Source organism: Bacillus sp. SIMBA_074, from assembly GCF_046534555.1.
Classification (GTDB): domain Bacteria; phylum Bacillota; class Bacilli; order Bacillales; family Bacillaceae_G; genus Bacillus_A; species Bacillus_A mycoides.
This window is the reverse complement of record NZ_JAWRYM010000012.1, coordinates 1-21697: the sequence shown is the minus strand read 5'-3', so window position 1 is coordinate 21697 and position 21697 is coordinate 1. Positions and strand designations below refer to the sequence as shown.

The 21697-nt window shown below is 36.7% G+C and carries 18 protein-coding genes; 13 read left to right on the top strand and 5 right to left on the bottom strand.

Translation table 11 applies throughout. The features are described from left to right. Window positions 1–5: 5 nt before the first annotated feature. The 3 genes from SB773_RS14885 (at window position 6) to SB773_RS14875 (ending at window position 3408) form a co-directional block, all read left to right on the top strand. A complete protein-coding gene (locus tag SB773_RS14885; protein ID WP_000212073.1) occupies window positions 6–818 on the top strand; it encodes an ABC transporter ATP-binding protein in 813 nt (270 codons plus the stop codon). Window positions 819–1019: 201 nt separating this feature from the next. After that, entirely contained in the window at window positions 1020–1958 is a 939-nt protein-coding gene (locus SB773_RS14880) for an ABC transporter substrate-binding protein (RefSeq protein ID WP_002138981.1), read from the top strand. A 145-nt stretch (window positions 1959–2103) separates the two neighbouring features. Continuing rightward, window positions 2104–3408: an HD domain-containing protein gene (locus SB773_RS14875; RefSeq protein WP_002143908.1), complete on the top strand. Its 1305-nt coding sequence runs from the start codon at window positions 2104–2106 to the stop codon at window positions 3406–3408. Between the two features lie 39 nt (window positions 3409–3447). Here SB773_RS14875 and SB773_RS14870 read toward each other — a convergent pair whose 3' ends face one another. After that, window positions 3448–3633, bottom strand: a complete 186-nt coding sequence (locus tag SB773_RS14870; RefSeq protein ID WP_001147171.1) for a 2-hydroxymuconate tautomerase — start codon at window positions 3631–3633, stop codon at window positions 3448–3450. Window positions 3634–3745: 112 nt separating this feature from the next. Between SB773_RS14870 and SB773_RS14865 the strand changes: the two genes are divergently transcribed. Both SB773_RS14865 and SB773_RS14860 read left to right on the top strand, forming a co-directional pair. Continuing rightward, complete coding sequence (locus SB773_RS14865) at window positions 3746–4420, top strand: site-2 protease family protein (RefSeq protein ID WP_002016358.1); 675 nt, start codon at window positions 3746–3748, stop codon at window positions 4418–4420. Between the two features lie 25 nt (window positions 4421–4445). Then, window positions 4446–4955, top strand: coding sequence for a YwhD family protein (locus tag SB773_RS14860; protein WP_002016357.1), 510 nt, complete (start codon window positions 4446–4448; stop codon window positions 4953–4955). Between the two features lie 32 nt (window positions 4956–4987). On the opposite strand, the gene SB773_RS14855 is transcribed toward SB773_RS14860, so the two are convergent. Together SB773_RS14855 and SB773_RS14850 are read right to left on the bottom strand one after the other, a co-directional pair. Further along, window positions 4988–7039: a transglycosylase domain-containing protein gene (locus tag SB773_RS14855; RefSeq protein ID WP_410590634.1), complete on the bottom strand. Its 2052-nt coding sequence runs from the start codon at window positions 7037–7039 to the stop codon at window positions 4988–4990. A 100-nt stretch (window positions 7040–7139) separates the two neighbouring features. Further along, window positions 7140–7865: a glycerophosphodiester phosphodiesterase gene (locus SB773_RS14850; protein WP_410590632.1), complete on the bottom strand. Its 726-nt coding sequence runs from the start codon at window positions 7863–7865 to the stop codon at window positions 7140–7142. A gap of 150 nt (window positions 7866–8015) precedes the next feature. Between SB773_RS14850 and SB773_RS14845 the strand changes: the two genes are divergently transcribed. The 4 genes from SB773_RS14845 (at window position 8016) to speB (ending at window position 11697) form a co-directional block, all read left to right on the top strand. Beyond that, complete coding sequence (locus tag SB773_RS14845; RefSeq protein WP_002016353.1) at window positions 8016–8423, top strand: MerR family transcriptional regulator; 408 nt, start codon at window positions 8016–8018, stop codon at window positions 8421–8423. 5 nt (window positions 8424–8428) lie between these two features. Next, window positions 8429–9592 carry an MFS transporter gene (locus SB773_RS14840; RefSeq protein ID WP_002016352.1) on the top strand — a complete coding sequence of 388 codons (1164 nt, stop codon included), beginning with the start codon at window positions 8429–8431 and terminating at the stop codon, window positions 9590–9592. Between the two features lie 186 nt (window positions 9593–9778). Then, complete coding sequence (speE, locus tag SB773_RS14835) at window positions 9779–10606, top strand: polyamine aminopropyltransferase (protein ID WP_000424693.1); 828 nt, start codon at window positions 9779–9781, stop codon at window positions 10604–10606. Between the two features lie 218 nt (window positions 10607–10824). Beyond that, complete coding sequence (speB, locus tag SB773_RS14830) at window positions 10825–11697, top strand: agmatinase (protein WP_060750523.1); 873 nt, start codon at window positions 10825–10827, stop codon at window positions 11695–11697. 419 nt (window positions 11698–12116) lie between these two features. Here speB and SB773_RS14825 read toward each other — a convergent pair whose 3' ends face one another. Continuing rightward, window positions 12117–13154, bottom strand: coding sequence for a PTS sugar transporter subunit IIC (locus SB773_RS14825; RefSeq protein ID WP_410590628.1), 1038 nt, complete (start codon window positions 13152–13154; stop codon window positions 12117–12119). A 234-nt stretch (window positions 13155–13388) separates the two neighbouring features. Here SB773_RS14825 and SB773_RS14820 point away from each other — a divergent pair, with 234 nt between their 5' ends. After that, window positions 13389–13751 (top strand): YxeA family protein, encoded by a 363-nt coding sequence (locus tag SB773_RS14820; RefSeq protein ID WP_002130097.1) that lies wholly within the window; start codon window positions 13389–13391, stop codon window positions 13749–13751. A gap of 25 nt (window positions 13752–13776) precedes the next feature. Here SB773_RS14820 and SB773_RS14815 read toward each other — a convergent pair whose 3' ends face one another. Next, window positions 13777–14817 (bottom strand): S66 family peptidase, encoded by a 1041-nt coding sequence (locus SB773_RS14815; RefSeq protein ID WP_410590626.1) that lies wholly within the window; start codon window positions 14815–14817, stop codon window positions 13777–13779. Between the two features lie 148 nt (window positions 14818–14965). Here SB773_RS14815 and SB773_RS14810 point away from each other — a divergent pair, with 148 nt between their 5' ends. The 3 genes from SB773_RS14810 to SB773_RS14800 all read left to right on the top strand — a co-directional run. Next, complete coding sequence (locus tag SB773_RS14810) at window positions 14966–15403, top strand: YwiB family protein (RefSeq protein WP_002089794.1); 438 nt, start codon at window positions 14966–14968, stop codon at window positions 15401–15403. Further along, the gene (argS, locus tag SB773_RS14805) at window positions 15403–17073 is read left to right on the top strand and encodes an arginine--tRNA ligase (protein WP_002143903.1); all 1671 of its coding nucleotides are present in this window, start codon (window positions 15403–15405) and stop codon (window positions 17071–17073) included. Before SB773_RS14810 ends, argS begins: the two co-directional genes overlap by 1 nt. 1575 nt (window positions 17074–18648) lie before the next feature. Continuing rightward, the coding region (locus SB773_RS14800) for a Cna B-type domain-containing protein (RefSeq protein ID WP_410590623.1) at window positions 18649–21697 on the top strand (3049 nt) is incomplete at its 3' end.

Genomic DNA, 21697 nt, shown 5'->3' with positions numbered 1-21697 from the left:
TTTGTATGGCAACTTTAGCAGTTGATGCGGTATCTGTTGGGTATAATGAAGGGTTAATTATAGATGGATTAACAGTTGAAATTCCGGAAGGACAAATTACAACGATTATTGGACCAAATGGTTGTGGGAAATCCACATTATTAAAAACGGCTTCTCGTATTTTGAAAGCAAAACGAGGTACTGTTTATCTTGATGGAAAAGCAATTGAGAAACAGCCAACGAAAGAAATCGCAAAGAAAATGGCGATTTTACCACAAACTGCAGAAGTGCCAACAGGCCTTACTGTGTTTGAACTTGTTTCATATGGACGTTTTCCTCATCAAAAAGGATTTGGAACATTGAAAGAAGAGGATTATCGCTACATTCATTGGGCACTTGAAGTGACGGGGATGACAGAATTCGCAAATCGTCCAGCAGAAGCTTTATCAGGTGGTCAACGTCAACGTGTATGGATTGCGATGGCTCTTGCACAAGGAACAGATTTACTTGTGTTAGATGAACCAACAACATACTTAGATATGGCTCATCAACTTGAGGTATTAAACTTACTGAAGAAGTTAAACAAAGAAGAAGGCAGAACGATTGTTATGGTTATTCACGATTTAAATCATGCTTCTCGTTTCTCTGATCATATGATTGCATTAAAAGCAGGTAAGTTAATGAAACAAGGAACGCCAGATGAAGTTATGACGAGTGAAACACTTCGTAACGTATTTGAGATTGAAGCGCAAATCGTTCCATGTCCAGTAAACTGTAAACCAATTTGTTTAACATACGATTTAGCGATGATTAATAATCAATTGCGTAAAAAAGCATAATTAATAGAATTTCCCCCTCTTAAAGAGGTGAGAGGGGGAGTTCTAATGGACGTTGAGCTTCTTACCCACGGATGGGAAGTTGAACGCCCGTTAGAACGGGTTATAAACAACGATTAATAAAAATATATTAATTAAATGTTGTTTCGTTTCTTATAGTTACATGCAAATTATAAGAGAAATACAGCTAGAAGGAGTCGGAATATGAAGAATTTTAAAATGGCACTATTAGCAATGGTACTAGTTGTTACTTCTGTACTATTTGCAGCTTGTTCTAACAAAGAAGAAGAAAAGAAAGCAGATGCGAAAACTGAAGAGCGCACTGTACAACACGCAAAAGGGGAAATTAAAATTCCTGCAAATCCAAAGAAAATTGCTGACCTTAGTGGTTCAACAGAAGAATTATTAATTTTCGGTATGAAACCGATTATTACTGCAAATACAACACAAGAAAAAATTGATTCACATATTGAGAAGAAATTGAAAGATGTAAAACCGGTTGGTTCTGCGTGGGGTGATAAAATTAACATCGAAGCAGTGGCTGCTGCAAAACCAGATTTAATTATTGTAAACAATCGTCAAGAAAAGATTTATGATCAATTATCTAAAATTGCACCAACAGTTATGTTAAAAACTCCATTAGACCAATGGCGTCCAAAATTCGAAGAAGTAGGTCAAATCTTCGGTAAAGAGAAAGAAACAAAAGAATGGTTCAAAAAGTATGATGAAAAAGCAAGCAAATTACATGACAAAATCGTTGCTAAAACTGGCGATGCAACATTCATGAAAATGGCTGCATATCCAAATGCATTCCGTGTATACGGTGACTACGGTTACGGTAGCGTAATCTTTGGTGATTTAAAATTACCAGCAGTTAAAGGTACACCAACTGATAAACCGTTAGTACAAATACAAAAAGAAGCTTTAATTGATTACAACCCAGATTACTTATTCGTATTTACAACTGGTGACGGTTCTCAGCGTCTAAAAGAATTCCAAGAAGAATCAATTTGGAAAAATATGAACGCTGTTAAAAACAACCATGTATTTACAATCAGTAATGAAGATGTAAACAAAGGATACTTCCCACTAGGTAAAGAAATGATCCTAGACGAAGTTACTGAGTTTATTTTAGGAAAATAATATATAAAGAAAAATCACCTTTGCTTTGGTAAAGGTGATTTTTCTTTATATAACAGGAATTAATATAGTCTTTCATTTCTTTCTGTTTCCTATATCGTTTATAATATATAGTAAGAATGCAGTAAAGAAAGGGGGATGTCGGAAAGTGGTATATTTAAACGACAAACTCAGCGAAACAAAAGTGTTTAAAGACCCAGTACATAAATATGTACACGTGCGTGATCGCGTTATTTGGGATTTAATCGGAACGAAAGAATTTCAACGCTTGCGCCGTATTAAGCAGCTTGGTACGACATTTTTTACATTTCACGGTGCAGAGCATAGTCGCTTTACTCATTCGTTAGGTGTATATGAAATTATTCGTCGTATGATTGATGATGTGTTTGATGGCAGACCGAACTGGAATGCTGAAGATAGATTGTTATGTTTATGTGCGTCATTACTTCATGATGTCGGTCACGGCCCATTTTCTCACTCGTTTGAAAAAGTATTTTCGTTAGATCATGAGAAATTCACGCAAAAGATTATCGTTGGTGATACGGAAATTAATCGTGTGTTAAGCCGTGTGGATAAGGATTTCCCGCAAAAGGTAGCAGATGTAATTGCGAAAACATCTACTAATAAATTAGCGATTAGTATGATTTCGAGCCAAATTGATGCCGATCGTATGGATTATTTATTAAGAGATGCATATTTTACTGGTGTAAAGTATGGGAACTTTGATATGGAACGTATACTGCGTGTCATGCGCCCGTACGGTAATCAAGTTGTCATTAAAAATAGTGGTATGCATGCTGTAGAGCATTATATTATGAGCCGTTATCAAATGTATTGGCAAGTATATTTTCATCCGGTAACACGTAGTGCAGAAGTAATTTTAACGAAGATTTTACACCGAGCTAAATCACTGCATGAGAAGTATTATGCGTTTAAAAATCATCCTGTTCATTTCTATTCTTTATTTGAAGAAGAAGTAACAGTAGAGGATTATTTAAAGTTAGACGAGAACGTAATGTATTATTACTTCCAAGTATGGCAAGACGAAGAAGATCCAATTTTAAGTGACTTATGTCGCCGTTTTATGAATCGAAATCTATTTAAATATGTAGAGTTTACAGATAAGCACGGTTTAGATAATTGGATGGAGCTAAGTAGCTTATTTAAAAAAATTGGACTAGACCCAGAGTATTACTTAGTTGTTGATTCAACATCAGATTTACCGTATGACTTTTACCGCGCAGGAGAAGAGGAAGAGCGTCTGCCAATCTTACTTCTTATGCCGAACGGGGAACTTAGAGAGCTTTCGCGTGAATCGGATATTGTTGAGGCGATTACAGGTAAGAAGCGAACGGATCAAAAGTTATTCTATCCGCATGATTTAATCTATGAAGATGGAAGAAAAGGAAAATATAAAGAGAGAATTATCGAGTTGTTAGAAGGAAAGAAATAAGAAGCAGCTAAGAGCTACTTCTTATGAAAAAACTTGAAATTATTTGTCGCTTAAGCGTTTTCCGCCAACTGCATAATGGTTTTTAGACATTTCTTCGATGAAAACAACGATGTTTTCTTCAGGAGCACCAGTTGTTTCGCTTACTGCTGCTGTTACTTTCTCAGCAAGAGCTTTCTTTTGTTCTTCTGTGCGTCCTTCTAGCATTTTCACTGTTACGTATGGCATATATAATCGCTCCTTTTATGTAAGTTACACTCTTATTATAGCGGATTATGAGGAAGAACAATCGGGAAAACAAATAATTTCTTTTTTTGACATATTGAAGAGGAGATGAGTTATGGATCAGTTATTTAGATACCCATTGCAACAAATTCCATTGGTAGCAATGGCGATTATTATTGCGCTATCTGTGCATGAATTTGCACATGCGTATGTTGCATATAAATTTGGAGACGATACAGCGAAAAAGCAAGGCCGTTTAACGTTATCACCGATGGCTCATTTAGATCCTATCGGTATGATTGCTGTATTAATTCTTGGATTCGGTTGGGCAAGACCCGTGCCTGTTAACCCATATAACTTTAAAAGACCGCGTCTTGCAGGAATATTAGTTTCTATTGCGGGACCGATAAGTAATCTTATCTTAAGTGCAATTGGTTTAATTATTTGGTATAGCTTAATAACATTTGGTGTGTTAGATGCGATGCCACTTGCAGTAGCAGATACGCTGGATCAATTTTTCCAAATTTTTATTATGCTTAATATTGTTTTACTTGTATTTAATTTATTACCAATCCCGCCACTTGATGGTTATCGCGTTGTGGAAGATTTAGCACCAGCAAATATTCGTGCGAAAATGACACAGTATGAAAAGTATGGATCAATTGCGTTATTAATTCTTGTTATTACACCGCTTAGCAATTACACAATTCAACCTATTTTCAATGTTGTTATTCCATATGTATTAGTATTTTTACAAAATATCATTGCGCCTATTTTCAGGCTTTTTTAATCATTAAGCGAGGAGGAGTTTACATATGACAGAGAAAAAGAAAAAAATCGGTTTTAATATCGTAAAAAATGATTCAACAGATGGACATGGTGGTTTTGGCGTTGGGGCATTAAGTTTAGAAAATATTTCTCCTGTATTTGTTGATGTATTAGAGAAAACTGCATTCGTTGATATCGGTGCGATGCATGCGCGTAGTACAGTAGAAAAAGGAATTAAGTTTTTAACAAATAAAGATGAAGTTCCAAACGGAAAACCGTTTTGGCTCGTTTGGGTAACAATTGAAAGAACACCAAACGGTGCTTATTACGCAGGTGCAACAGCCTGTGAAATGACAGTTGATCGTGAAATTCGCCGCGGATATAAATCACTTCCAGAGCATGTAAATAAAATGGATAAATCACTAAAGCGTCACATCATGATTGATCATATGGATGAATCATCTAAAAAAGTACTTGGTACATTCTTAAAAGAGCATAATGAAGCAATTTGGAACGAATCTAGTGAAGAATTGCGCCACGCATTATTAGGCGAATAAAAATAGCTGACGGATTTCCGTCAGCTATTTTTTTACCACGGGAGATATTTTTTCCACCAACCCGTCTTTTTCTTCTCTTCACTAACCTTTTCGAACTCTTCCTTATCATCAACGTGATCCATACAATACTCTGTTGGCTCTGTACCTTTTGCGAAATACATTTTCACAGAAATGGGACAATTTTTTGTAGCAATCTTACCGTTTTCAGGATTAACATCGACTGCAACAACATCTGCTGGTTGTTTGAACTCTTGTTTAGGCTGTCCATCTAATCCTTTTTCCATTGTATCGGTCCATATTTTTTTTGCGTATCCTTGTTCTGCTACGTTTGAAATGGATTTAGGTTGATCGTATCCAATCCAAACCCCTGTTACGAGCTGCGGGGTAAATCCAATCATCCAACTATCAGTTTCTGTAGAACCAGACTTTCCAGCATATGTTCTTGATAGTTTTGATAACATCGATTGACCGGTCACAGCGGCATAACTGCTTAGTTTTTTATTAAACATCCCTGCCATCATTTCTTCCATCACAAAGGCTTTGCTTTTATCTAGAACTTGTTTACTTTCTAAATGAGCATCGTATAGCATATTTCCTTCATGATCAACGATGCGCCTTATAAAGATTGGTTTTACTTCTTTCCCGCCGTTTGCAAACATGCTATAAGCATTGACCATTTCAATTGGTTTTACAGGAGATGTGCCGAGAGCAAGAGACGGAACATCTTTTAATGCGCTAGTAATACCGAATTGCTTCGCTGTTTTTGTAAGAATGTCTTCGCCTAAAAATAGATTTGTCTTCACAGCATATACGTTATCAGAAACAGCGAGTGCTTGTGCCATTGTCACAAAGTCGTCTGCATAATAGTTTTTATAATTTTTCGGTTTATATTTGGAAACACCATCACCTAAAGTGAATACAGTGTATTCGCTTTTTAAGCGCGTAGCAGGGGTGAATCCTCGTTCTAAGGCTGCGTAATATAGGAATGGCTTAAATGTAGATCCGGGCTGACGAGCGGCTTGTGTAGCTCTGTTAAATTGACTCGTATTATAATCAGTTCCACCAACAAGGGCAGCCACTTCACCCGTTTTTGGATTCATAGAGACGAGGGCAGTTTGGATGTTTGTTGTTTCAGGTATATGATTTTTTACAGCTTGCTCTGCTACAGATTGTAATTTAGGGTCTAGCGTTGTATAAATACATAAGCCACCTCGCTGTAAGGCTTGCTCATCTAATCCGATATCACGAAGAAGAGAAGCTTGTACAGCATCTTGGAAATAAGGCGCGACCTCTGCCACTTTTTTCGTATCTAATGAGGCGAAAGTTAGCGGTTCCTTTTTTGCCGAGGCAGCTTGCTGTTTTGTAATATAACCTTGTTCTACCATTTCATCTAGTATGAGAGATTGACGCCCTTTAGCACGCTCTTCTTTTAAAAAGGGAGAGTAGAAGCTAGGTCCTTTCGGAATGCCTGCGAGCATACTAGCTTCCGCTAATGTTAATTCTTTTGCAGTTTTATCGAAATACAGGCGAGAAGCAGCTTCGATTCCGTAAGCACCATGCCCGTAATAAATTGTATTTAAATATCCTTCTAAAATATGATTTTTATTATAGTTCACTTCAAGGCGAACGGTATACATTGCCTCTAATAGTTTACGCTTCCACGTTTTATCATGATCTAAGTATAGGTTACGAGCATACTGTTGTGTAATAGTACTAGCACCTTGTACTTTTGCCATTGCTTTTAAATCGGCAACAATGGCACCAACAATGCGCTTTATATCAAATCCATGATGTTTGTAGAATCGTTGATCTTCAATAGATAGTGTTGCCTCTTTTACATAAGGAGAAATTTCATCAAGAGATACATTATAGCGCTTTTGTGTTTCATTACTTTGTCCTATAACAGTGTCATCATTAGCGTAAAAGACACTCGTTTGCGGCACTGCAACAGGGGGAGGCCCCATAATTTTTGCAGCTATAATGATAATAAAAAAGGAAAAAACGAAAAAAAGAACACAAGAAAACATTACGGTGAAGAAAAGACGTTTATATTTTTTAAGTTTTGGATTCATAGTTTGATCCATCTTTTTCAGCCCCTCATTAATACAAGCATTATTGTATTAGTATTGAGGGTTTTCGTTTATTTTAAACAATGAAATTTTGAAAACAAAAAAGCCCCTTCAATTAAGAAAGGAGCTCAAAGGCACGTGCTGGCCAATCGGTAATGATGACATCTACACCATAGTCAATCATAGTTTGTAAATCTTTATATTCATTAATGGTGTAAGGACGAAAAACGTATCCTTGCCCCTGTGCTAATTGGACAAACTCTTTCGTTAATAATTGAAAGTTTGGATGTAATCCAGTCGCCTCGCGCCTTTTTGCTTCAGCAATAGGATCTGCAAGTGGTGTATCGTACAAAATCGCTCTTGGAATTTCTGGAGCAATTTCTGCTAATAATGAAACGGAATCGTGGTTAAATGATGAAAATGCAATTTGATTGGATAGATGATATTCACGAACAAGAGCAACAACTTTTTCTTCAATATTTGGATAATGAAGAACATCTGTTTTTAATTCAATGTTAAGTTGTAAATTTGTTGTAGAGAGCCAAATAAATACTTCTCGTAATGTTGGGATTTTCGCCTCATGGAAAGAAGGATATTTATGGCTACCAGCATCTAAGGCTTGTAATTCCTCTACAGTTTTCTCAGAAACAAGTCCCACGCCATTTGTTGTGCGGTCCACCGTTTCATCATGAATAACAACTAGTTCACCATCTTTTGATAGATGAACATCAAGTTCAATTCCGTGAGCCCCAATGCGTTCAGCCTCTTGGAAGGCAATCATCGTATTTTCTGGGTGTGTTCCTTTTACCCCGCGATGAGCGAAAATAAGTGGTTTATTCATGTGGAAATCTCCTTATCATCTCTTTTCTTTCATTATGAAACTGCTTTGAGAAAAATACAATTCATATGACAAACATTTACAAAAGTATAACAGTTGCACAAAAGTTAACGTTAACGTAAAATGTAATAATCAGTGAAGGGAGGAATACACATGTATAAAATTGATGAAGTAACAAAGCAAGTTGGTTTAACAAAGCGTACACTTCGTTATTATGAGGAAATTGGTTTAATTCATCCCCCAGAACGCAGTGAAGGGAATATTCGCCTGTATACAGATGAGGACATTGCGAGAATTAAAAGGATTGTGGAAGCGAAAGAAGTACTAGGAATTACGCTTCAAGAAATGCAACATTTCTTATCGTTAAAAGAAAGAATGGAACAAAGAAGAAATAGTGAGAATCCGCGTGACCGTGAAGTGATTCAAGAAATTAAAGAGATGCTTGAAAAACAAGTGCAAACGTTAGACGAAAAAATGGAGCAAATGCAGCGTGTTAAGGCAGAGCTAGAGGATAGTTTAAGCCGTGCAGTTACATTTTTAGAGAATACAAAAGGAGAGTAATCAAAATGGAGAGCAAACAAAAATTAGGGAGATTGATTACAGTGGTGGCTACCTTCCTTGCCTTTTCAGGTATAGGAGTAGTCGACCCAATTTTACCAAGTATTGCTGAACAAATTGGTGCTTCGCATTGGCAAGTCGAGATGTTATTTACAGCATATATTTTAACGATGGCAATTATGATGTTACCAGCTGGAATATTTGCATCAAGATTTGGTGATAAACGAATGATGACGATCGGTCTTGCGATTGTAACTGTATTTGCATTTATATGTGGTATATCGCAAACGATTGCTCAATTATCTCTTTTCCGCGCGGGGTGGGGATTAGGAAATGCGATGTTCTTCGCAACGGCGATGACATTATTAATTGCATTAAGTAAAGAAGTTCATGAAGCAGTAGGATTATATGAAGCAGCTATCGGTTTAGGGATGGCAGGTGGACCTTTATTAGGCGGTATATTAGGTGGACATTCTTGGCGTTACCCATTTTTTGCGACGAGTATTTTAATTTCTTTAGCATTTATTTTAGTTTTCTTTTTTGTAAAAGAACCGGAGCGAAAAGTGAAGCGTAAAGCAGCAGGCGTAGGTGAATTACTTAACCTGGTGAAGTATAAACCGTTTATGCAAGGTGCTATTTCGGGAATGTTATACTACTACGGATTTTTCGTCGTGTTAGCATATTCACCACTGATTATGCATTTATCTGCTATTCAATTAGGATTTGTATTTTGCGGATGGGGATTAGCATTAGCTTACGGATCAGCAATTTTAGCGCATAAGCTAGAAGGTAAATATGAACCAAAAACATTGTTAAAAGGTAGTTTACTCGTATTTGCGATTTTCTTAATTGCACTATTCTTCGTTAAAATCATGTGGTTACAAATCGTGTTAATCGTTCTATCAGGATTAGCATCAGGCTTAAATAACGCGTTATTTACAAGTTATGTAATGGATATTTCACCTTATGAAAGATCTGTTACATCAGGTGTTTATAACTTCGTTCGTTGGTTAGGAGGCGCGATTGCTCCAATTTTATCAGGAGTCATCGGTCATACAGTTTCACCACAAAGTCCGTTTTTAGTCGGTGGAATTGTTGTGTTAGTTGGTTGCGTAATGATCTTAATTCCGATTCGTAAACCGGTAGAAATAGAGACAAAAACCCTTTCTTAAGAAAGGGTTTTCTTTCCTATTACAGAGCAATCCCTTTTCACATATATGTTAGAACCCTCTGACTAAAATATATTTTCGGTATTTTTGTACTTTTAACTATACTTTTTGGATGTTTTGTTTTATTTTTGTTAGGGGACATTAATGATGTCCCTATTATAAATTTGCATTGAAAGGCGTGATTGTACGATGGAACTATGGTTCACTGAAAAACAAACAAAGCATTTTGGAATTACGGCGCGTATTAACCGCACATTACATACGGAGCAAACAGAATTCCAAAAACTTGATATGGTTGAAACGGAAGAGTTCGGAAACATGCTTATTTTAGATGGCATGGTTATGACAACAGAAAAGGACGAGTTCGTTTATCATGAAATGGTAGCGCACGTACCTTTATTTACACATCCAAACCCTGAAAACGTATTAGTAGTAGGCGGTGGCGATGGTGGTGTTATTCGTGAAGTATTAAAGCACCCAAGCGTAAAGAAAGCAACTCTTGTTGAAATTGATGGAAAAGTAATTGAGTACTCTAAACAATACTTACCATCAATTGCAGGCGCATTAGATGATGAGCGTGTAGAAGTAAAAGTAGGAGACGGTTTCCTACACATCGCAGAAAGCGAAAATGAATATGACGTAATTATGGTAGATTCTACTGAGCCAGTAGGCCCAGCAGTAAACCTATTTACAAAAGGCTTCTACGCTGGAATTTCTAAAGCGTTAAAAGAAGATGGTATTTTCGTTGCTCAAACGGACAACCCTTGGTTTACACCGGAACTAATTACAACTGTGTTTAAAGACGTAAAAGAGATTTTCCCAATTACTCGTCTATACACAGCAAACATTCCGACGTATCCAAGTGGACTTTGGACGTTCACAATCGGATCTAAAAAACATGATCCATTAGAAGTAAGTGAAGAGCGTTTCCATGAAATCGAAACGAAATATTACACAAAAGAATTACACAATGCAGCATTCGCATTACCGAAATTTGTTGGCGATTTAATTAAGTAAGAGCGTTAAATTGAAATAAATAAAGTGTAAGTAACTCATTTAAGGTGTTTGTCTAGAAGGCTTGAACATGCTAGTTACTTACACTGCTACAAATGAAGTAGTCTTCTTGTGATAACAAGAAGGCCCAGGTAAATCGAGAAAGAGGAGCAATGCGCTCCAAATTTGAGAAATAGTGAAAGGTTGGGATACCTTAAGTTCCACATAAGGAGGAAAAGAATATGCGTTTTGATGAAGCTTATTCAGGTAAAGTATTTATTAAAAGTCATCCAAGTTTTGAAGAGTCAGAGGCAGTTATTTACGGGATGCCTATGGATTGGACAGTAAGTTTCCGTCCAGGATCTCGCTTTGGCCCTGCACGTATTCGTGAAGTATCAATCGGTCTTGAAGAATATAGTCCGTATTTAGATCGTGAACTAGAAGAGGTAAAATATTTTGATGCGGGTGATATCCCATTACCATTTGGGAATCCACAGCGCAGCATAGACATGATTGAAGAATATGTAGCAAAACTATTAGATGCCGGTAAGTTTCCACTAGGTCTCGGCGGAGAGCACTTAGTGTCTTGGCCAATTTTTAAGGCAATGGCAAAAAAATATCCGGATTTAGCAATCATCCATATGGATGCTCATACTGACTTACGTGAGTCATATGAGGGAGAGCCTTTATCCCACTCTACACCAATTCGTAAAGTGTGCGATTTAATTGGTCCGGAAAACGTATATTCTTTCGGTATTCGTTCTGGAATGAAGGAAGAATTCGAATGGGCAAAAGAAGTAGGTATGAACTTATATAAATTTGACGTATTAGAACCGTTAAAGGAAGTATTACCGAAACTTGCAGGACGCCCAGTCTATGTCACAATTGACATCGACGTATTAGACCCAGCTCACGCTCCTGGAACAGGAACATTAGAAGCTGGAGGTATCACATCTAAAGAACTATTAGAGTCCATCGTAGCAATTGCAAATTCAAATATACAAGTAGTCGGAGCAGACTTAGTAGAAGTAGCTCCAGTCTACGATCATAGTGATCAAACACCAATCGCAGCAAGCAAATTCGTGCGGGAAATGCTGCTCGGTTGGGTTAAATAAAAGCGTAGGCAGCTCGCTCAGAATCGCAGGTCATTGGAACGCTCGACCGAGAAGCGCTTTTGGCTTCGAACGAGAGTGTGAAATGGCCGGGGATTCTAGCTGCTGTAGCTGGATAAAATAAAAGCGCAAGCGGCTCGCTCAGAATGTGAGGGGGATGGAGCTTCAGACGTAGAGGCGTTTTTTGCCTCGAAGGAAGAAGCGAAGCCACCGATCATTCTAGCCGCTGTAGCTGGATAAAGTAAAAGTGAAGCCGACTCAAAAAGTGTTTTGAGCCGGCTTCTTTTATTAATAGGTAGGTTATTATTGTTTTATTTAGTAGTTAAGTCGATATATGCGGAGTTGTGTTCAATATAATTTCACTTAACGTCAAGCGACATAAAAAAGAGCTATTCTCAAACGATGAGAATAGCTCCCTTTCTTTACGCAACTTTCTCTTCCGAAGTAATTCCGCGAATTTCATCAGCAGAACGGATTGGATATTTGCGGAACACAATGGAACCGACGTATCCAACAATAGTGGTAACGATTCCACATAATACGGCAGCAATCGTTACTTTTATTACATCATTAAATCCGAACAGTACGAGAAGTCCTGGAATTGGGGATGCTGTCCCTGGTGCATTATTAACGAGCTGGAATAGTGACGTAATAATACCAGCAAGTGCACCACCAACAAAGTTTGTTGCGTAAATTGGAATTGGATTTGCTGAGACAACATCGGCTTGTGTTAACGGCTCGATTGCCACAGCGATTGTATCTTTCTTTGAACAGATTTTTAGTCGTTTAAAGAAAATGAAGTTCATTGGGGCAGAGGCTGCTACGGCAAGACTACCAATTGCCATCGGTAAACCAGTTAATCCGAGCATTGCAGTTAGTGCCATAGAACTTAATGGAGATGTAGAAATAACTGTTATTAATCCACCAAGCATAATACCCATAATGATAGGACTTTCTGTAGTTGCAACTGAAATCATAGAACCGATTTTACCGAGTGTTGCGTTAACGAGTGGATCCATAAGCATGGCCATTCCACGTGAAATTGGTGCGGCAATACATAGAATTGCTAAAAATTCTACACCAGCTGGTAATTTCTTTTCGAGAAATTTCACGACGAAAGCACAAACGTATCCAGCGAAAAATCCTGGTAAAATACCGAATCCACTAGTAGCTATACCGATTAAAACAGCGTATACGGGTGAGACACCGATTGCTAATGCGACTAAAATTGCCGCTGCGACACCGCTCATGCTACCAGAAGCTACTCCTACTGATTGTAAAAAGTCATTATGAAACATTTCTCCACCAATATAACGGTGAAATGCTTCAATAAGAAAACTTGCGATTGCTGCATTAGCTAAAGCGCCCATTGCTTTCATTCCGTAAGGCGCACGGTAACTGAAAAGTGTAAATAGACAAAGTACAACAAGTAATAGTGCTAAACCTTGCAAGATAGCCATTTGAAAATTGTCTCCTTTGATTTTTGTAATAAAAATTTGTATCATTCAATAATAATATAAAAGTTTGTTAAACGGAAAAATTTTTTATTGGGAAATTGCTGTAAGGTGAAAAACTCTTACAATAATGTAAGGAAAGTGTAAGGCATTTCGATAGAGTATAGTATGCCTTTTTTCGTATAATACAGGTATAGACATACGGCTAGTGAGAAAGCAGTGCAAACAGGAGGCGCATTTATGAAATTGGTAATTAAAGTTTTAGCTGTGTTCGCCATTATTTTAGGTGGAACAGCATATTATTTAAACACGAAAACAGAAGGTGTGCATGCTTTTGTAGACAACTTCTTTTCAAATAAAGAAATACAAGATTATTATGCTGTTATAGATAAAAGTGAGAAAAAAGACGATGAATATTTGTATACATTTAAAGGGTATACAGAAGATGGAAAGCTACAAGTTATTAAAAGAATGGTGAACCGTGAATTGCATACGGGTGCTTTTATAAAAATTTATGCAAAAGGTATGCAGGGAAAAGGATGGGCTGAAATCTCGAAAGAATCAATCCCGCAAAAAGCGTTGCAAAAAATAGAAAAACCATAAAAGGAGCGAATCGTTCGCTCCTTTTTTAGTGCGTTAAAATGGTGATAGCTGAACTTTCTTTATTAGAAATGATTTTTGCCCTTCCGCCAATTGGGAAAGTAAAGATTGGAGTTGTATGTCCGAAACTGGCATTCGCAATAATAGGGATATGAGCAAGTTCAGGCTTTGAAGCAATCATTTCTTGAATGTCCTCTATCATACATTCTGTTCCTTTTTGCATTCTTCCTATAACGATGCCTTTTACGTATTCAAAATCAGTTTGCTGCATAAGAGAATGTAAATATCGATCGAAAGTTTTAAGTGTAGCTTTTCCCGTTAAACTATCTTCTTCAAGAAATAAAACTTTATTTCTTAAGCTTGGCATATATGGTGTACCTTGTAGTAAATTCAAAGTGCTCATATTTCCGCCGATAATATCCCCTGTAGCTTCTCCTTCTTGAATCGAAACATATCCTTCATTTTTAATAAATTCTCGATTTTCTTGATCCATATACCAAGAATCATCGCTCCATGTTTCAGATGGTAGGATTTCAATAGGTTCATGAGAAGTTAAGCACTTTAAAAAGTAATCGGTCGTATAATCGAGTCCTTTCTCCATTCCAAATGAAGAGAAGTGAGGACCTGAATATGTAACTAAGCCTGTTTTAGCATAAATTGCGTTACTTAAAGCGGTAATATCAGAATAACCGCAGAAAATTTTCGGATTTTCTCGAATTAAATCATAATCGAGATGTTTCAATAAACCATTAGAGTTGTATCCGCCAAGTGTCGTCAAAATGGCTTTTACATTAGGATCTCTAAATGCTTCGTGGAGGTCTTGAACTCGTGAAGAAATAGAAGAGGAAGCGAATCGATCTATCTCATCAGCATATTTTGAGAATGTAACTTGAAAGCCTATGTCGGTTAATCTTTTTATAGCAAGGTCTCTGTTTTCATTTGAGACAATACTTAAACTACAAGATGGTGAAATAACCCTTATTTCATCACCTTTTTTTAATTTTGTTGGTAGCACCAAATTCACCCCTTGAAATAAAAGAATATTTAGATTTAAAAAATATTTTAACATATGAAATAAAGTGAAGGTGAATTATTTTTTGAAAAGGAGTTTTCCTGATTTTTCAGCAGACAGACAGAGTCTTTTTTTGATATGATAGGAAAAGTGATTTATTATAAGTAGTATTTAATATCTATAACATTTGAAGGGTGTGCAAGACGTGAAGAAACAACTTGCAGGCTTGCCGGTACACGTTCATTTCGTAACAGAAATCCGTGAAGGGGCGAGGAAGGAAACCGTTGCTTTTGAAGCAAATGGTCAATACTATGTAAAAGGTCAAGGTACATATATAACATTCCAAGAGCCGAACGAACAAGGCGAAGTGAAAACAATTATTAAAATTCAAGATGAACAAGTTCTCATTATGCGTTCAGGTGCTATTTCTATGCGTCAGACGCATGTGAAAGGTGAATGGACAACTGGTACGTATACGAGTGAACTTGGTACGTTTGCATTGCAAACGAAAACTGATAACGTTCTTTTTAAATGGTCGGATGAAAAGAAAAAAGGACAACTCTTCTTAACGTACGCATTGCTTCTAAGTGAACAAGAAGCTGGCAGATATACAATTACACTTAATTTGAAGGAGGCAAAATAATGAATTCTTTAGAACAAGTAAAAGGATTGATTAAAGAAGAAATTCAAGCTGCTGTATTAAAGGCAGAACTAGCGACAGAAGAACAAATTCCAAACGTTGTATTAGAATCTCCAAAAGATAAAACAAATGGTGACTTCTCTACAAATATGGCAATGCAACTTGCACGCGTTGCGAAAAAAGCACCTCGTATGATTGCAGAAGACTTAGTTGCAAACTTCGATAAAGCAAAAGCTTCTATTGAAAAAATTGAAATCGCTGGTCCTGGTTTCATTAACTTCTACATGGATAATAGCTACTTAACAGACTTAATCCCAACAATCGTCAACGCTGGTGAAGCATACGGTGAAACGAATACTGGTAAAGGTGAAAAAGTACAAATTGAGTTCGTATCTGCGAATCCAACAGGCGATCTTCACTTAGGACATGCACGTGGTGCGGCAGTAGGTGACACTTTATGTAACGTATTAGCAAAAGCAGGATATGATGTATCTCGTGAGTACTACATTAATGATGCTGGTAACCAAATTCATAACTTAGCTCTTTCTGTTGAAGCTCGTTACATGCAAGCTTTAGGTTTAGAGAAAGAAATGCCAGAAGACGGTTACCATGGTGCGGACATCATTGGAATTGGTAAACGCTTAGCTGAAGAGTTTGGCGATCGTTATGCAAAAGCTGATGCAGAAGAAAGCTATGAATTCTATCGTTCATACGGTTTAAAATATGAGTTAGCAAAACTTCAAAAAGATTTAGCAAGCTTCCGTGTTAACTTCGATGTGTGGTTCTCAGAAACATCATTATACAAAAACGGAAAAATTGATCAGGCTCTTGCTGTATTAAAAGAGCGTGACGAAATCTTTGAAGAAGGCGGAGCAACTTGGTTCCGTTCAATGACTTACGGTGACGACAAAAACCGTGTATTAATTAAAAATGACGGTTCTTACACATACTTAACGCCAGATATCGCTTATCACCGTGATAAATTAGAGCGTGGTTTCGATAAGCTAATCAACATTTGGGGTGCTGACCACCACGGTTACATTCCTCGTATGAAAGCTGCTATTCAAGCACTAGGTTACGATAAAGAAACACTTGAAGTAGAAATCATCCAAATGGTACAACTGTACCAAAATGGTGAAAAAATGAAAATGAGTAAGCGTACAGGTAAAGCAGTTACACTTCGTGAGCTTATGGAAGAAGTAGGCGTGGACGCAATGCGATACTTCTTCGCAATGCGTAGCGGTGATTCTCATTTAGACTTCGATATGGACTTAGCTGTATCAAAATCTAATGAAAACCCAGTATACTATGCACAATATGCACATGCTCGTGTATGCAGTATCCTTCGTCAAGGTGAAGAGTTAGGATTAGCTACAGGCGGAGACGTAAATTACAAACTTGTTACTTCTGAGAAAGAAGTAGAGTTACTGAAAAAACTTGGTGAATTCCCAGCTGTAGTTGCGGATGCAGCGCAAAAACGTCTGCCACACCGCATTACAAGCTATGCATTTGAATTAGCTGCAGCATTACACAGCTTCTACAATGCAGAAAAAGTATTAAACCAAGATAACTTAGAATTAAGTAAAGCTCGTTACGAATTAATGAAAGCAGTACGCACGACACTTCAAAATGCATTAGCAATCGTAGGAGTATCTGCACCAGAAAAAATGTAATAAAGAAAAGATGTCTATTTTTGTTTAGAATTGATATACAAGTTGATATATAAACTTCTGATCAGTCTATAGACTGATCAGAAGTCAAAGAAAGAAGAGCACCGAAAAGTCGTGTGGCTTGATAAGGGGAAGTTGAAACAGAAAAAGAGATGGCAAAGCTATCTCTTTTTCTGTGCCAATTTTCTAATCTAAATACATGTGACAAATATATGTTATGGTGATGGAGTGAAAATAGTAAAATACCAATTAACTATTGATTTTTAGGAACGATTCTAGAATAATAGACTGTTGGGGGTAAGATTATCAAAAATCCATATATGTATTATTAGTTGGTGGAATGTTACTAGAAAATGGTGTGATTGTTGTAAAAAACATTGTTACAGCTATGCCAAATACTAAAAGAACAATTCATCTAACCAAGTATTTAAACAATTAGTAATTAATCTTGAAAACTTCCAACTTAGTCAAGAAACTAGGGGTGGTATGTTTAAAATAGTACATATAGTACAATTAAAGGTTTCATGATTTGATAAAAAATAATGAAAGGATATAAATTTCTCGGTTTTGATATTATCATCATATATAAGCTCATTTTAATTCTTCGACATAGCCATGGAACCCATTAGGAAAAGGGTTTTTTCTCGACACTCATTTATATACTCCAAAAATGAAAAGGCTGAATTTCGTATTTCTATACGATTTACATGAAATCAGTTGACAATCATACTCTTTTTTAGTTACCCCCAAATTCGGTCCACTGTATTCAAATTTGGAGAATATGACTATCATCTTGCATAGGCAAACAATACTTCATCCAGAGCGTTTTTAATTATATAATGCTGGCGGTGGAACGCTTCTTGTTCTACTTGTTTCGGTGTGTAGGTCGGCTGTGTAACTAAACACAAAATGTTTTAACATATGGCCAATTTCACCTCAACTCATAATGGCAGAAAATGCATCTTCAATAACATCTTTTAGAATACGAGTATCCTAGCATGTTTCACAGTCGTAACCTTCTTCGGCTGATATGCTAAATTCGATTATAGATTGTACTTCTTGTTATTCTTTATGAGGATAAGTAAGGAAGTTGACCAAATGCATATTTACTGTGAAGTAGCTCTTCCATACTTGTCGACAATGAAATTTTTGCATTTATAGAGCAAACGTTTGCGTTGGTATGGAGAAATTTCGGAAACTCTACAGCATAATAAGACAACGACCGTCATGAGTTTTATCGTGAGTGCTTGTTGAGTGGTCTTCTTCTGACTTTGAAGTTGTTTGTTCGTTCATGGGTATTTGTAATTTGAATTCCTTTATCAAAATTTGTCCTGTATCTGTTTTTGTTAAACAGTATATACGATAAATAAAATGTCGGAGAAATTAGATGAATCTATATAAAAGTCAAACTGCAATTTTTTAAGTAGTAGAAGGATTGAAAAAGAGAAAAAGATGATAATAGCTGTCAAACAAGTTTTAGTAAAGTGGCTTAATGACATTGAATAGTAGAATCTTTGTCATAGTATGCTTGTACCAGGATCTATCTATTTTTAATTTTATAGGAGGATAACATAAAATATGTATTTAAAAAGAGTTACTTCGATTTTTTCGATTATAATGATTTTTATGTTTACTATAGGTCAAAGTCTTTTACCTATAGTAGCAAATGCACAAGAGCTAAACACAGCAGGACTTGTGGATAGTTTTCAGATTGGTAAAACAAATCTAAGTACCACAGAAAGGACTAAAGTAACTGTAAACTTCAGTGAAAAAGATGGACTTAGGCTGAAGCCTGGAGACACACTAACATTAACACTGCCTCCAGAATTAAAAGGATTAGATAGAGAGTTTCCATTAAATGACTATGGTACTTGTAAAGTTACAGCAGGTACTGTGGTATGTACATTTAATGATAAAGTGGATACATATGAAAATATTCAAGGGTATTTAAACTTTTTCGTGGAAGCTACTAATGTAGGAACGGATCAAAAGAAAGAGATTGAAACTAATTTCGGTACAACTGTAGATAAGCAGTCTGTAACAATTACCGGTCCAAGTAGTGGTGGTGGCACAGATCCTGGAAAGCCACCGTTTTTTTATAAAACTGGTGATATGAACTCAGGTAAGGACAATGAAGTACGTTGGTTCTTGAATATAAATTTAAATAAAGAAGAGTTAAGTCGTGATATTGTTGTGACTGATAATTTACAGGAAGGTCAAACACTTAATAAGGATAGTTTCTATATAAGTGTAGATAATTACCTAGGTAATCGATATTTAACGCTACAAGAGTTTGAAAAGCAAGGTTACGGAACGATTACCTTTACTGGTGACAGATCATTTAAAGTTGTGCTTAATAAGGATAAAGCACGTCTTGCCGCCTTTTCGATTGGTTATAGCTCTACTATAACGGAAGCAGGGAAGAAGCAAGAGTTTTTTAAGAATGATTATACGATTGATTACCAAGTTTGGAACAAAGAGCCAGTTAATGAATCGGGCAGTTACCCAGTCGAAAATATGGAAGCTAGCGGTGGTGCTACCGGTAACAAGGTTCCAAAAGGAAAGCTGAAAATTGTTAAACATATTGAAGGAAATAAAGAAAAAGTAATCCCGAATGTTTCGTTTAAGTTGTATAAAGAGTCTGGTGAACAAGTTGGGGGCGAATATAAAACAAATGAAAAAGGGATAGTTGAAACTCCTCAATTATCACCAGGTAAATATTATGTACAAGAGGTTTCAGCTCCAGACTATATTGATTTCGATCCTCAGAAAAAAGTAGAGTTTGAAATAAAATCAGATGATGAAAATGGAGTCGAACTGGATATTCCAAATAAAGTGAAAACTACATCTGTTTCAGGAACGAAGATGTGGAAAGGCGATAACGAGAAAGATCGTCCAAGTTCAATCAAAGTAGAATTACTACAAAATGAGAAAATAGTAGACACAAAAGAAGTAACAGCGGCAGATGGTTGGAAATACAAATTTGACAACCTAGCAGTCTATGATGCAAATGGAGTGGCGTACAAGTATGAAGTTAAAGAACAACCGATAGATGGATACACAACAGAAGTAAATGGTTATGACATTACAAATACAAAAGTGGTACAAACAACCAAAGTAGAAGGAACGAAAACATGGAAGGACGGAAATGCGGAAAATCGTCCGAATATGATTAAAGTAGACTTACTACAAAATGGCCAAGTAATCGCAACGCAAGAAGTAACAGAAGCAAGCGGTTGGAAGTATGAGTTCAAAGATTTAGCGGCATATGATGCCGAAGGTAAGGCATATAAGTATGAAGTGAAAGAACAAGCAGTAGATGGATATCAAACAGAAGTAAAAGGTTATGACATCACGAATACAAAAGTAGGCAAGACGAAAGTAGAAGGAACGAAAACGTGGAAGGATGATAATGCGAAAGATCGTCCGACGATGATTAAAGTAGACTTACTACAAAATGGCCAAGTAATCGCAACACAAGAAGTAACAGAAGCAACAGGTTGGAAATATGAATTCAAAGATTTAGCGGCATACGATGCCGAAGGTAAGGCAAACAAGTATGAAGTGAAAGAACAAGCAGTAGACGGATATCAATACGAAGTAAAAGGTTATGACATTACAAATACAAAAGTAGGTCAAACAAAAGTAGAAGGAACGAAAACGTGGAAGGATAACAATTCACCGGATCGTCCGAAAACAATCAAAGTAGACTTACTACAAAACGATAAAGTAATCGCAACGCAAGAAGTAACAGAAGCAAGCGGTTGGAAGTATGAATTCAAAGATTTAGCGGCATATGATGCCGAAGGAAAAGCGTACAAGTATGAAGTGAAAGAACAAGCAGTAGATGGATATCAATCCGAAGTAAAAGGATATGACATTACGAATACAAAAGATGCAAAAACAACAGTAGCAGGAACGAAAACTTGGAATGACAACAATGCATCAGATCGACCAACAACAATCAAAGTAGACTTATTGCAAAATGGCAATGTAATTCAAACACAAGATGTAACAGAAGCAACCAGTTGGAATTATACATTTGCAGACTTAGCACGATATGATGCAAATGGTGTTCCTTATACGTACACAGTAAAAGAGCATCCAGTAGCGGGATATAAATCGGAAGTAAATGGCTACAACATTACAAACACAAAAGTAGCAAAATTGACAGTAGAAGGAACAAAGACGTGGAAAGACGGAAATGCAATAGACCGTCCGGCAATGATCAAAGTAGACTTACTACAAAACGGTAACGTAATCAAAACACAAGATGTACTAGCAGTAATGGGTTGGAAATATATATTTGCAGATTTAGAAGCATACGATGCGAGTGGAGTAGCTTATCAGTATGAAGTGAAAGAACAACCGATTGCGGGATATAAATCTAGCGTAAGCAGTTATGACATCACGAATACAAAAGTAGGCGAAACGAAAGTAGAAGGAACAAAGACTTGGAACGATAACAACGCAACAGATCGTCCGACGATGATTAAAGTAGATTTACTACAAAACGGTAAAGTAGTAGACACAAAAGAAGTAACAGAAGCAACAAATTGGAAGTACACATTTGAAAACCTACAAGCATACGATGCAAACGGAGTAGCTTACGAGTATAAAGTGAAAG